Consider the following 13096-nt stretch of genomic DNA (forward strand, 5'->3'; position numbering starts at 1 on the left):
GAACGAGGCGATCAGCGGGTCTTCTTGCCGGACGCCCGACGCTCGGCCCGGTTGACCGGAGCCTCGCCGCCACCGGTCTTCTGACCGAAGGCGCCGACCTTGCCGTCGTCCGCCTGGCGGGCCGACGGGCCACCGGCCGCCCGTGCCGCGGCGATCTCGGGCGACTCGGAGCGCTCGGCCTCGTCCTGCGCCTTCTGTGCCTTGGCGGTCGCACCCTTCTCGAGCTGACCGCGCTGGTTGCGCACCTCGACCTCGCCGTCGATGTTGGGCGCCGAATAGGCCAGCTGCGCCTGCGGCTGCTTCTCGGCCTCGAGGCCCTTGGCCGCGATGACCGGCGCCTCGGCGGCACCGACCTGGCCCTGGACCTCGACCTCGAGGTTGAAGAGGAAGCCGACGGTCTCTTCGCGGATCTGCCCCATCATGCTCTGGAACAACGCGTACCCCTCACGCTGGTACTCGACGAGCGGATCGCGCTGGGCCATGGCCCGGAGACCGATGCCGTCCTTCAGGTAGTCCATCTCGTAGAGGTGGTCGCGCCACCGACGGTCGATCACCGACAGGACGACCCGACGCTCGAGCTCGCGCATGGCGGGCTCGCCGAGGGTCTCGGTGCGCGCCTCGTAGGCGACCTTGGCGTCGGACAAGATCTCTTGCCCGAGGAACGCCCGGGTCGCCTTGCCCTTCGAGCCGGCCTCGGTGATGACCTCGTCGATGGTGATCGAGATCGGGTACAAGGTGCCGAGTTCGGTCCAGAGGGCGTCGAGGTCCCAGTCGTCGGGGCTGCCGTCACCCGTGTGCTGGTCGATGACCTCGTTGACGACGTCCTCGAGGAACTTCTGGCTGCGGTCCTTGAGGTCGTCGCCCTCGAGGATGTGACGGCGGTCACCGTAGATGGCCTCGCGCTGACGGTTGAGGACGTCGTCGTACTTGAGGACGTTCTTGCGGATCTCGGCGTTGCGCGACTCGACCTGCGACTGCGCGGAACGGATGGCCCGACCGACGATCTTGTTCTCGATCGCGAGGTCGTCCGGCACGTTGCCGCGACCCATGAGCGACTCGGCGGCGCCCGAGTTGAACAGGCGCATCAGGTCGTCGGTCAACGACAGGTAGAAACGGCTCTCACCGGGGTCGCCCTGACGACCCGAGCGACCGCGCAGCTGGTTGTCGATGCGGCGGGACTCGTGACGCTCGGTGCCGAGGACGTACAGCCCGCCCGCCTCGATCACCTTCTCGGCCTCTTCTTGCACGGCGGCCTTCTGGGCGGCGAAGACGTCGTCCCACGCGGCCTCGTACTCGTCGGGGGTGTCCACCGGGCTGAGCCCCTTGGCGTTCATCTCGGCGACGGCGAGGAACTCGGCGTTGCCGCCGAGCATGATGTCGGTCCCGCGACCGGCCATGTTGGTGGCGACGGTCACGGCGCCGGCCCGGCCGGCCTGGGCCACGATGGCAGCCTCTCGGGCGTGGTTCTTGGCGTTCAGTACCTCGTGCTTGACGCCCTTCTTGGCGAGCAGGCGGGAGAGGTACTCGCTCTTCTCGACGCTGGTCGTGCCGACCAGAACGGGCTGGCCCTTCTCGTGCCGCTCGACGATGTCTTCCACGACCTGGTCGAACTTGCTCGTCTCGTTCTTGTAGACGAGGTCGGTCTGGTCGATGCGCTGCATCGGCCGGTTGGTCGGGATGGGCACGACGCCGAGCTTGTAGGTGCTCATGAACTCGGCGGCCTCGGTCTCGGCCGTACCGGTCATGCCGGAGAGCTTCTTGTAGAGGCGGAAGTAGTTCTGCAGCGTGACCGTCGCGAGGGTCTGGTTCTCGGCCTTGACCGACACGCCCTCTTTCGCCTCGATGGCCTGGTGGATGCCCTCGTTGTACCGGCGCCCGCTGAGGATTCGACCGGTGTGCTCGTCGACGATCAGCACCTCGCCGTTGATGACGACGTAGTCCTTATCGCGCTTGAACAACGCGTCGGCCTTGATCGCGTTGTTGAGGAACGAGATGAGCGGGGTGTTCGCCGACTCGTAGAGGTTGTCGATGCCGAGGTAGTCCTCGACTTTCTCGATGCCGGGCTCGAGGACACCCACGGTGCGCTTCTTCTCGTCGACCTCGTAGTCGGTGCCCGCGACGAGTCGCCGGGCGATGGTGGCGAACTCGGTGAACCATCGGTTGGCCTCGCCCGACGACGGGCCCGAGATGATGAGCGGCGTCCGGGCCTCGTCGATGAGGATCGAGTCGACCTCGTCGACGATCGCGAAGAAGTGGCCCCGCTGCACCATGTCCTGCGCCTGCCAGGCCATGTTGTCGCGGAGGTAGTCGAAGCCGAACTCGTTGTTGGTGCCGTAGGTGATGTCGGCGGCGTACATCTCGCGACGCTCGGCCGGGGTCTGGCCGGAGAGGATGCAGCCGGTCGTCATGCCGAGCGCCCGGAACACGCGCCCCATCAGCTCGGACTGATAGCTCGCGAGGAAGTCGTTGACCGTGATGACGTGCACGCCGCGCGAGGCGATGGCGTTCAGGTACGCCGCCGTGGTGGCGACGAGGGTCTTGCCCTCACCGGTCTTCATCTCGGCGATGTTGCCGAGGTGCAACGCCGCGCCGCCCATGAGCTGCACGTCGAAGTGGCGCAGCCCCAAGGTGCGCTTCGACGCCTCGCGGACGGCGGCGAAGGCCTCGGGCAGCAGGTCGTCGAGCGATTCACCCGACGCGTAGCGCTCGCGCAGCTCGACGGTCTCGTTGCGCAGCTCGTCGTCGGTGAGGGTCGTGAAGTCGTCCTCGAGCTCGTTGACCGCCTTGGCGTAGGCCTTCAGCTTGCGCAGCGTGCGGCCCTCGCCGACGCGGAGGACCTTCTCGAGGACGTTGGCCACTGGTGTGCTCCCATGTGTTCGGTCGAACCCGCGGAACGCTCCGCGGTCTCGCTGAGGTGATCCGCATCGGAGCACCGAGGTGTCGACGGTCCGTCCTGGACCGGCCCACGATCTTAGCAAGCGTAGTGGCCGACCCCCTGGGAGGCGGCAGGGACGTGCCCGCGCCTCCCGGGGTGTCGGCCACCCGGCGGGATCAGGAGGTCAGCTCACCAGGCCCGCCCGCAGCGCCGTGGCGGTCTCTTGCAGGTCGGGCGAGTCCTGGTCGAGGCCGATCACGCCGTAGTCCCAGCCCTTGCGCCGGTAGACGACGCTCGGACGCTCGGTCTCGGCGTCGATGAAGAGGTAGAAGTCGTGACCGACGAGCTCCATGTAGTAGAGCGCGTCGTCGACGGACATGGGCGTCGACGCGAAGACCTTCTCGCGGATGACCACGGGGCAGTAGTCCTCTTCGACCTCGTCGGCGGGGGCCTCGTCGCCCACCACCGTCACGGCGCCGGTACGGACCTGGTCGAGCGTCTCGGCCGCGGCGGGCGTGACGCCGACACCGCTGAAGTCGGCCGTGGCCGCCTCGCGCAGCGACGTCGGTCGGTGTTGCCCGCGATGGATCTTCTGCCGGTCCTTCGCCCGGCGCACCCGCTCGAGGAGGCGACCGATCGCGAGATCGAACGCCGCGTACTTGTCGGCGGCCGTGGACTCGGCCCGCACGAGGGGGCCGGGGCCGATCAGGGTGATCTCGACCCGGTCGTCGCCCGCCTGCCCGCCGGACTTCTCGTGGTGCCGCGACACCTTGACCTCGAGGGCCAGGGCCTTCGTGGCCAGCGCGGCGACCTTGTCTGCCTTCTCGGTGGCGTACTCGCGGAAACGATCGGTGATGCCGACGTTTCGACCCGTGACGGAAATTTCCATGACGACCTCCTGTGGCTATCGACGTGCCGCCTGTCAGCCAGGCGAATGTCCTTTCACGCCTTTCGCCCCACCGTAGCGACCCGGACACCCCCGTGTCACGCACCGTTCACCGTTCGCTCAGGGGCGGCCGGCACCCGACCGCAACGGGGTGGCGGCGAGACAGGCCGCACCGACCACGACCGCTCCCCGGGCGGTCAGCGCACGCCGCGCCTCCTGCAGGGTGCCGCCGGTCGTCACGACGTCGTCGACCAAAACGATCCGCGACCCCCGGAGGTCACGGGTGGCGCGCAGGCTGCCCTCGCGTCCCCGCAGGCGCTGCTGCCGGTCGCGGCCCTTCTGGCCGGTACCGGCCCGCGCCGTCGGCACGAGCACGCGCGTGCCGACCACGAGACCGAGCCGGCGCAGCACCACGTCGACCGGGTCGTAGCCCCGCCGACGCCGCCCCCGTCGCGACGACGGCACCGGGACGACGAGCAGCGACCGATCGCCCGTGCCCCCGTCCACGGCGGACGCCCCCTCGTGCGACCCGTGACGGGCGCAGGACTCGAGGGCGGCGGCGAGGGCCGGGGCCAGCACCTCGGCCAGGCGCACCCGGCCGCCGTTCTTGAAGGCGAGCACGACACCCCGCGCCTCGAATGCGTAGACGAGTCCGGCGAAGACCGGGAGCCCGTCGGGCAGGTCGACCCGGACGACCTCAGGGACGAGCCGACGCCGGCAGTCGTCGCACAGGCCGACGTCGGGCCCGTGGCATCCCGCGCACGAGACGGGTGACACGACGGACAGCGCCTCGCGGACGGCCCTCGCGAGCACGTCCCGTCCGAGGACGACCGAACGGGGACGAGAGGGCCGGGACATCCCGACAGCGTGGACTGCCCCGGACACGCGCGCCGCGCCTCCGTCGTCCGAGGGGGACGGTCGGGCCACCTTCCGCCCTGGGGAGGAGGCGACCCCGGGGCGTCAACGCTGGGTCGCCACCAGATCCGCCGTCAACCCCGTGGCCTGCCAACTGCTGCCCCGGGGTTCGAGCACGTCGCCGTCGGCACCCAACAGCAGCAGGCGGTCGAAGCCGTTGCCGCCGACGATCGCGACCGCCTCGCCCGACGGACGGCCGGCGCTCGACGAGTCCCCGCCGACCTCGGACATCGTCACCCGCGACGACTCGCCCACGGAGGTCAGGACGGCGACGGTCAGTTGATCGGCCCAGGTCGCGTCGACGGGTGCACCGTCCGGAGCCGACAGCTCGAGGGGCTGACCCAGCCGGAGGGGGACCCCGTCGGCGTCCCGCACGACGGCGGCCACGAGGAGGCGCGACTCGCCTTGGTCGTCGAGCAACAGCAACGCGCGGGTGCCGTCGCGCGAGATGCGGAACGTCGTGACGCTCGGACCCGCCGGCAGCGACGTCGCCACCGTGTGGGGCGTGCCGTCGAGCGCGTACGCCGTGAGGCTCGACGGGTCGTCGGCGACGACCGACCAGACGAAGCCCGCATCGTCGAGCGACGGGGCGACGAGTCCGGTCCGGGCGTCGACCAGGCGGGCTCCGCCCGAGGCCGTGACGGCGTACGTGCCCGACGAGGTGCCGACGGCGGCACTCGTCTGGTCTGCCGACAACTCGACCGACCGGGGCCGGAGGGTCTCGACAGCGTCCGAGAGCCCCGGGAGCTGGCTCGTCGCGCTCGTGGTGGCGAAACCGAGCACGCCGTCGGTCAGCACGAGGGGCCGGGCGTCGACCGCGGGGTCACGCACGGGCGCGGGCTGCTGCATGGCCGGCACGGACAGAGGGGCACCTTCGACGCTGAGCTCGACGGCGGTCACGGTCGCGAGGGTCGAGAAGCTCGCCAGCAGCTGTGCCTGCATCCGGGCCCGGGCGTCGGGCGTCGCCTCGAGGGCGTCGGCGGTGAGGTCGACGCGGGCCGTCCCGTCGTCCACGGTGATGGCCGTCAGCGACAGCTGGGTCCCCTCGGGGAAGGCCGAGACGACGGCGCCCTGCAGCCAGTCCGACGGCCCGTCGAGCAGCGCCGTCGCGAGGCGCGTGCTCGTCGACGACCGCGCGAGGAACCAGCGTTCGTCCGGCACGAGATAGGTGAACGTGGGGTCGTAGAAGTACGCGGCGTGCGACCGGAAGACCGAGTCGAAGGTGGCCGGCGAGAGGATGATGCCGTCGGGGGCGTCGCTGATGCGCCACTCGCCGCCCTCACGGACGAACGAGAACGCCAGGGACGTCGTCGTGGACGACGTGGCCGGGGTGTAGTGCCCCGCCGAGTCGACCGTCGCCGAGCCCACGAAGGCGTAGTCGAGCGTCGACCCGCCGACCCTCGAGGTCGAGCCGACCCCGGGGCGGATGGTGACGCTGGCCCGTGGCTCCCACTCGTCGGCGAAGCCGGCACTGAGGAACTGACGCGCCACCCCGTAGTTGTCCTGGGACCCGGTGCCCGCCGAGAGGAAGTCCCGCAGCAGCCTTTCTTGCGAGCTGCCGGCGACCGGACCGTTGGGCCGGAACACGAAGTCGCTCACCACGTCGTCGCTCACGGTGTCGCCCCGCTGCACCTGACCGCCGTCGGGGATGCCCACGCACCCGGTCAGGGCGATCGCGGCGACCACGAGGGTCGCCAGGACCGCCGTGCGACGGCCCCACGGGCGGTTCCGTCGCCGTTCAGTCATCGTCGGTCCCTCTCTCCGACGACGGGGTCCACGGGGTCGACGCGCCCGGCGCCTCGACGGCCGGGACCGAACCCGACCACGGTTCGCCGGTCACCGGGACGGTCGTCTCGCCCCGACGGTCCGGCGGCACGACCGGCAGGGGCGATCCCTCGATGCGACCGCCGGCCACCCGGGGCAGCGTGACGACGAACCGGCTGCCCGAGCCCGGCTCGGACCAGACCTCGAGTCGACCGCCGTGCAGGGCCGCGTCCTCGAGGCTGATCGCCAGGCCCAGCCCGGTGCCCCCGATGGTGCGTTTGCGGGAGGGGTCGGCCCGCCAGAACCGGTCGAACACCCGCGCGGCGTCGGCAGGACTCATGCCCACGCCGTTGTCGCGCACGGCCACCGCGACGGCCGTCGCGTCACTGTCGACCTCGACCTCGATCGGCCGCCCCTCGCCGTGCTCGATGGCGTTGCCCAGCAGGTTGCGAAGGATGCGGCGCAGCCGTCGCGGGTCGATCTCGGCCTCGAAGTACCCGCCCCGGGCGACGACCGACACGACGCTGCCGGATTCGGCGGCCAGGGGACCGAACTCGTCCACGCCGTCCTCGACGAGACGCACGACCGTGACGGGCTCGGTCTCGAGCTCGACGGCACCCGCGTCGAACCGCGAGATCTCGAGCAGGTCGGCGAGCAACAACTCGAACCGGTCGACCTGGGTGTGCAGCAGCTCGGCCGTCCGGGCGGCCGAGGGCGTGAACGACGTGCGCTGGTCGTAGAGCACGTCACCGGCCAGCCGGATCGTGGTCAGCGGCGTGCGCAGCTCGTGCGAGACGTCGCTCACGAAGCGTTGTTGGACGCGCGAGAGCTCGGCCAGTTGCGAGATCTGGCGCTGCATGGCGTCGGCCATCCCGTTGAACGAGCGCCCGAGCGTGGCGACGACGTCCTGCCCCTTCTCGGGGATGCGCTCTTCGAGGTGGCCGGCCGCGATCTTCTGGCTGGTCTCGGCCGCCGTACGGATGGGCCCCACGACCAGACGGACGACGAGGTAGGTGATCGCGCCGATCAAGAGCACGAGCGCGAGCGAGCCGATGCCGAGCGTCCGCTGCATCAGGTCGAGCGTCGCCTGCGCGTCGCTGAGGTCGTAGACGAGGTAGAGCTCGTACTGGCCCGCGGTGGGCACCTGCAGGGTCGAACCGACCGCGATGCCGGGCGAGCCGCCGCCCAGCGACGTCGGGGGCAGCGACACCGACTGCGTCGAGAGGCGTCCGTCGTCCGCGGCCACCGCCTCGCGGAGGGCCGGCGAGATCACGGAGTCCGGGAAGTCGGGGCTGGCGATGTTCTGGATGGTCTGCGGACTGTTCTGCCCCGGCGTCCGGAGGATCGCGATGCTCGTCCCGCCCGGGCTCGAGGTCGACCCCAGGATGGCGGTCTGCGCCTCGTTCTGCAGCGCGTCGAGCTCGACCTGGTTGGCGTCCTCGGTGGCGGTGGCCGAGTCGAAGATGTTCTGTGCCAGCAGCGTCGCCCGCACGCTCTCGGCCTCGACCTGCTCACGGCGTTGGTCGTAGAGGCTCGTGCCGATGGTGACCGAGATGAGCGTGCCGATCACGGTCACGGCGACGGTCGACAGCACCACCGTGAGCGCGACGGTGCGGAACGACAGCGACGATCGCCAGAAACCGACCACCCGGGTGGGCCACATGCGCCACGCCGGTGCCCGCCACGACCACGGACCGCCCGAACGGACGGGCCCGCCCTGGTCGGGCCCCGCGACCGTCGACACGAGCGCCACCCGACCGGGCTACGAACCCGCGCCGGCGCGGTACCCGACGCCGCGGACGGTCGTGACGATGCGGGGCGCGTCGGGATCGTGCTCCACCTTCGCGCGCAACCGCTGCACGTGGACGTTCACCAGACGGGTGTCGGCTTTGTAGTGGTAGCCCCACACCTGCTCGAGCAGCATCTCGCGGGTGAAGACCTGCTGCGGCTTCGAGGCGAGCGCGAGCAGCAGCTCGAACTCGAGCGGGGTCAGGGCGATCGGCGTGTCACCGCGTCGCACCTCGTGCGCCGCGACGTCGAGGCGCAGGTCGCCCACCGTGAGCACGTCGTTGGTCGGCTCGGTGGCCGGTCGCAGCCGCGTGCGGATGCGCGCGACGAGCTCTTTCGGGTTGAACGGCTTGACCACGTAGTCGTCGGCCCCGCTCTCGAGACCGCGGACCACGTCGGCCGTGTCACCCTTCGCGGTCAGCATGATGATCGGCACGCCGCTCTCGGCACGGATGAGGCGGCAGACCTCGATGCCGTCGAGGCCGGGAAGCATCAGGTCGAGCAGGACGAGGTCGGGTGAGGCCTCGTGGAACGCCTCGAGGGCGCCCGCGCCGTCGCCGCAGAAGTGGGGGTCGAACTCGTCGGCGCGAAGGACGATGCCGATCATCTCGGCGAGCGCCGGGTCGTCGTCGACCACAAGGATGCGCGGGTTCATGTTCTCCGTCTGGGCTGGGCCGCTCGGGAGGCGGCACGTCAGGACAGATTAGTGCAGGAGGCGCGCATCGGCTGGCAGCGCCCGGTCCGGTGTGGAAACATGAACACACTCGTGAGGACGACCTCACGGTCAGGACGACCAGGGGGACCATGACCGATCCGAACGCCTGGAGCACACCGGGAGGCGACACGTCCCCGCCGCGTTGGGGCGAGCGCGTCGACCCGTCGTCCGCCGGCCCCGTCCCCGCCGGGCCCTCACCCGTACCCGGGGCGTCCACGGGCGGGTCCACCCCGCCACCCGCCCCCGGCTGGGCCCCACCGCCGAAACCGGGCCTCGTGCCGCTGCGCCCCCTGACCTTCGGCGAGATCCTCGGTGCCTCGTTCCAGGTCTTCCGCCGCAACCCGCGCACCACGTTCGGCACGGCCCTGCTGTCGCAGGTCGTCCTGCTCGTGGTGACCGTGGCGATCACCGGCGGCAGCGCCTTCCTCGCCTTCGGACGGGTCGAACAGGCGCTCCCCCGCGACCGTGACGCGGTGCTGGCCGGCGCCGTCGCCATCGTGGCCGCGTCGGCCCTCGTGCCGATCGCCCTGCAGGTGATCGTCACGGCCCTGCTCCAGGGGCTCTTCGTGCTCGAGACCGCTCGTCAGACGCTCGGAGAGAAGCTGCGACTCGGCGGCCTCTGGGCGCTGGCCAAGGGCCGCCTCGGCACGCTCGTCGGCTGGTCCGCCCTGCTCACCGCCGCCTACGTCGTGGCTCTGGCACTCGTGGCCGGCGTCGTCGTCGTCGGCGTGGCCGTCGGTTCGGGCCCGAGCATCGCGGTCGGCATCGGGGTCGGGGTCCTGCTCGGGCTGGGTCTCCTCGTGCTCGGGGTGTGGCTGACCGTCAAGACCTGCCTCGTGCCGAGCGCGATCGTGCTCGAGCGGATGACCCTCGGCGCGGCGGTGAGGCGCTCGTGGTCACTGACCCGCGCCTCCTTCTGGCGGACCTTCGGCGTGATCGCGCTGGTGTTCCTCATGATCCAGGTCGCGTCGCAGGTCGTCGCGACACCCTTCTCGGTGCTGTTCAGCGTCCTGACCAGCACGCTCGCCCCCACGGGCGACGTGACCGACCCGACCTTCCTCGCCCTGACGGCGGGCACCTACGCCGTGACCCTGGGCATCACGGCGGTCATCGGCGCGATCGGCTCCGTGCTGCAGGCGGCGTCGGCCGGCCTCGTCTACGTCGACCGGCGCATCCGCACCGAGGGGCTCGACCTCGAACTCGTCCGCTACGTCGAGCGCGGGGGGCGGTCGGCCGAGGGGCAGCCCGACCCGTACCGCACGCCCGAGGTGCCTCTCGCCCCGACGACGCACCCGGGAGCACCCCGCTGGTGAGACCCCTGCCCTTCGCCGCCGGGCCCCCGCTGACCCCCGACGCCGACGACGCCCGGCGCGAGGTCCTGCGCGAGCTCACCGGGCCCGAGTACGTGGCGGCGCAGCCGTCGTGGCTCGACCGTGCGGCGCAGGCGTTCTGGGACTGGCTCGGTTCGATCCGGTTCGGGGGGACCGAGGGGGCGCCGGCGGTCGCGGCGATCGTGCTGCTCGCGGTCGTCGTGGTGGTGGTCGTGGTCGTGCTGCTCGTCTACGGCGTGCCGCGGCTGAACCGCCGGTCCGCCCGCGACCTCGTCCTCTTCGGCGACGACGACGTCCGCGACAGCGACGCCATGCGGGCCGCGGCCCGAGAGGCCGCTTCCCGCGGTGACCTGACGCTCGCCGTCGCCGAGGCCTTCCGGGCGGTCGCCCGCTCGCTGGCCGAGCGGGGCGACGTCGTGGTCTCCCCCGGCACCACGGCACGCGACGTGGCCCGCCGGGCGGGCGACGTCTTCCCCGACCTCCGCACCGGGTTCGCCGACGCCGCCACCGCCTTCGACGGCGTCCGCTACCTCGACCGCCCCGGCACCGACGAGGCCTACCGGGCCGTCGTCGAGCTCGACCGGCGTGTGACGTCGTCCCTGAGGGTGGACGCGTGACCGTCATCGCACCCTCCGCCGAGACCGGCACGGTCTCGACCCCCACCGTCACGGCGTCGCTCCGACGTGCCCGGTTCTGGGTCGTACTCGCCCTCGTCCTGGCGCTCGGTGTCGCGGCGACACTCCTCGTCGGCTCGGGCTCGGGCGAGGGGCGCGCCCTCGGCCCCGCGAACGCCGCCCCCGGTGGAGCGAAGGCACTCGTCGAGGTGCTCGGCCGGCAGGGCGTCGACGTGACCGTGACGACCACCCTCGACGACACCCTCGACCGGCTCGGGCCCGGCGACGGCACTCTCCTCGTCGACGACGCCTCCGGGTTCCTGGTCGATGACCAGTGGCGGCGCCTCGCGACGGCGACCTCCCACCTCGTGCTCCTCTCCCCCGGGTCCGCCGCGCTCGACAGCGTGGCCCCGGGAGTCGCGACGGCCGCCCCGGTCGAAGACGGTACGGCCGCGCCCGCCTGCACGTCACCGGCCCTCGAACAGGCGTCCCGGGTCGACGTCACGGGGGTCGCCTACGCCGTCGACGCCCCGGGCGCCGTCCGCTGTCTGCCGACCGACGGCGGTTACGGACTCGTCGAGCTCGACGACGGTGACACGAGGGTGTCCGTCCTGGGTGCCACGGGCGCCTTGACCAACGGTGCGATCGCGACGGACGACGACGCGGCCTTCGCGCTCGCCCTGCTCGGCGGGTCCTCCGAGCTGACCTGGTACCTGCCCTCGGCCGGCGACCTGCCCGAGGGCCAGGGCACGCTCGCCACGCTCACGCCCCCGTGGGTGACGCCGTCGCTGGTGGTGCTCCTCCTGGCCGGAGTGGCCGCCATGGTGTGGCGGGGTCGACGCCTCGGTGCCCTCGTCGTCGAGCGACTGCCGGTGACCGTCAAGGCGTCCGAGACCACCGAGGGTCGGGCCCGGCTGTACGAACGGTCCGGGCAGCGCCGCCACGCCCTCGACCAGCTCCGCATCGGCACGTTCGGGCGACTCGCGCGAGCGACGGGCCTGTCGTCGACCGCCTCGGTCGACGAGGTCGTCGCCCGGGTGGCCGCGCTCACGTCGGCCGACCCCCGGGGCCTCCGGCACGTGCTCGTGGACGCCGACCCGGCCGACGACCGCGAACTCGTCTCGCTGAGCGACAGCCTGCTCGACCTCGAGCGCGCGGTGCGACGGGCGGTGGCTCCGTCGTGACCCAACCCGCGCCTCCTGCGCCTCGTCCGCTCGCCCCCGCACCGATCCCCACCCCGGAGGACACCACCAGATGAGCTCAGAACTGCAGCAGACCTTCGCCCGAGTCCGAACCGAGGTCGGCAAGGCCGTCGTGGCCCAGGACGGTGCCGTGACGGGCCTGATCGTCACCCTGCTGGCACAGGGGCACGCCCTGCTCGAGGGCGTCCCCGGCGTGGCCAAGACCCTGCTCGTTCGCGCCCTCAGCCACTCGCTGTCGCTCGACACCGCCCGGGTGCAGTTCACGCCCGACCTGATGCCCGGCGACATCACCGGGTCGCTCGTGTACGACGCGAAGTCGGGCGAGTTCGAGTTCCGGGCCGGCCCGGTGTTCACCAACGTCCTGCTCGCCGACGAGATCAACCGCACGCCGCCCAAGACCCAGTCCGCGCTGCTCGAGGCGATGGAGGAGCGCCAGGTCTCGGTCGACGGGGTCAGCCGCGCACTGCCGACGCCGTTCCTGGTCGCGGCGACCATGAACCCCGTCGAGTACGAGGGCACCTACACGCTGCCCGAGGCCCAACTCGACCGGTTCTTGATGAAGCTCACCCTCGACCTGCCGCCGCGCGATGCCGAGGTCGAGGTGCTGAGCCGCCACGCCGCGGGCTTCTCGCCCCGCGACCTGCGGGCCGCCGGCGTCACCCCGGTGCTCGGCCCCGACGACCTCGCCCGCGCCCAGGCCGAGGTGGCTCGCGTCGGCGCCTCCCCCGACGTGCTCGCCTACATCGTCGACCTCGCCCGGGCCACGCGCGAGAGCCCGTCCGTGAAGATCGGCGTGAGCCCCCGCGGGTCGACGGCCCTGCTCGCCGCCTCGAAGGCGTGGGCGTGGCTGACCGGCTTCGACCACGTCACGCCCGACCACGTCCAGGCCATGGCCCTACCCGTGCTGCGGCACCGCCTGCAGCTGCGACCCGAGGCCGAGCTCGAGGGCGTCGACGCCGACGGCATCGTCCGCTCGGTCCTGCAGCAGGTCCGGGTGCCGCTCTAG

At 71.9% G+C, this 13096-nt stretch carries 10 protein-coding genes; 4 read left to right on the top strand and 6 right to left on the bottom strand.

Features of this window, described 5'->3' with window-relative positions:
• Positions 1-11 precede the first annotated feature (11 nt).
• From secA to mtrA, 6 genes are all read right to left on the bottom strand, one after another.
• Positions 12-2858: a preprotein translocase subunit SecA gene (gene secA / locus SJY14_RS12155; RefSeq protein WP_071254304.1), complete on the bottom strand. Its 2847-nt coding sequence runs from the start codon at positions 2856-2858 to the stop codon at positions 12-14.
• 201 nt (positions 2859-3059) lie between these two features.
• Complete coding sequence (gene hpf, locus SJY14_RS12160) at positions 3060-3764, bottom strand: ribosome hibernation-promoting factor, HPF/YfiA family (RefSeq protein WP_055971739.1); 705 nt, start codon at positions 3762-3764, stop codon at positions 3060-3062.
• Between the two features lie 117 nt (positions 3765-3881).
• Positions 3882-4619 carry a ComF family protein gene (locus SJY14_RS12165; RefSeq protein ID WP_071254308.1) on the bottom strand — a complete coding sequence of 246 codons (738 nt, stop codon included), beginning with the start codon at positions 4617-4619 and terminating at the stop codon, positions 3882-3884.
• A 102-nt stretch (positions 4620-4721) separates the two neighbouring features.
• Positions 4722-6422, bottom strand: coding sequence for an LpqB family beta-propeller domain-containing protein (locus SJY14_RS12170; protein WP_071254312.1), 1701 nt, complete (start codon positions 6420-6422; stop codon positions 4722-4724).
• Complete coding sequence (gene mtrB / locus SJY14_RS12175; protein WP_396599029.1) at positions 6415-8193, bottom strand: MtrAB system histidine kinase MtrB; 1779 nt, start codon at positions 8191-8193, stop codon at positions 6415-6417. Before mtrB ends, SJY14_RS12170 begins: the two co-directional genes overlap by 8 nt.
• A gap of 9 nt (positions 8194-8202) precedes the next feature.
• The gene (gene mtrA / locus SJY14_RS12180) at positions 8203-8883 is read right to left on the bottom strand and encodes an MtrAB system response regulator MtrA (protein ID WP_043594311.1); all 681 of its coding nucleotides are present in this window, start codon (positions 8881-8883) and stop codon (positions 8203-8205) included.
• Positions 8884-9032: 149 nt separating this feature from the next.
• On the opposite strand from mtrA, the gene SJY14_RS12185 reads away from it, so the two are divergent.
• The 4 genes from SJY14_RS12185 to SJY14_RS12200 all read left to right on the top strand — a co-directional run bounded on the left by SJY14_RS12185 (position 9033) and on the right by SJY14_RS12200 (position 13096).
• Positions 9033-10256: a hypothetical protein gene (locus tag SJY14_RS12185; RefSeq protein ID WP_143048534.1), complete on the top strand. Its 1224-nt coding sequence runs from the start codon at positions 9033-9035 to the stop codon at positions 10254-10256.
• Complete coding sequence (locus SJY14_RS12190) at positions 10253-10891, top strand: DUF4129 domain-containing protein (protein WP_083396114.1); 639 nt, start codon at positions 10253-10255, stop codon at positions 10889-10891. The genes SJY14_RS12185 and SJY14_RS12190 overlap by 4 nt, the downstream gene beginning before the upstream one ends.
• The gene (locus SJY14_RS12195; protein WP_396599030.1) at positions 10888-12072 is read left to right on the top strand and encodes a DUF4350 domain-containing protein; all 1185 of its coding nucleotides are present in this window, start codon (positions 10888-10890) and stop codon (positions 12070-12072) included. Before SJY14_RS12190 ends, SJY14_RS12195 begins: the two co-directional genes overlap by 4 nt.
• Before the next feature lie 70 nt (positions 12073-12142).
• Positions 12143-13096: a MoxR family ATPase gene (locus SJY14_RS12200; protein WP_071254322.1), complete on the top strand. Its 954-nt coding sequence runs from the start codon at positions 12143-12145 to the stop codon at positions 13094-13096.

It is taken from the genome of Frigoribacterium sp. R86507 (genome assembly GCF_044597695.1).
Taxonomy (GTDB): domain Bacteria; phylum Actinomycetota; class Actinomycetes; order Actinomycetales; family Microbacteriaceae; genus Frigoribacterium.

Bases quoted from the DNA above. Each gene is read 5' to 3' on its own strand.
- SJY14_RS12170 (WP_071254312.1), bottom strand. From the start codon at position 6,422: ATGACTGAACGGCGACGGAACCGCCCGTGGGGCCGTCGCACGGCGGTC.
- mtrA (WP_043594311.1), bottom strand. From the start codon at position 8,883: ATGAACCCGCGCATCCTTGTGGTCGACGACGACCCGGCGCTCGCCGAG.
- SJY14_RS12200 (WP_071254322.1), top strand. From the start codon at position 12,143: ATGAGCTCAGAACTGCAGCAGACCTTCGCCCGAGTCCGAACCGAGGTC.
- hpf (WP_055971739.1), bottom strand. From the start codon at position 3,764: ATGGAAATTTCCGTCACGGGTCGAAACGTCGGCATCACCGATCGTTTC.
- SJY14_RS12185 (WP_143048534.1), top strand. From the start codon at position 9,033: ATGACCGATCCGAACGCCTGGAGCACACCGGGAGGCGACACGTCCCCG.
- SJY14_RS12165 (WP_071254308.1), bottom strand. From the start codon at position 4,619: ATGTCCCGGCCCTCTCGTCCCCGTTCGGTCGTCCTCGGACGGGACGTG.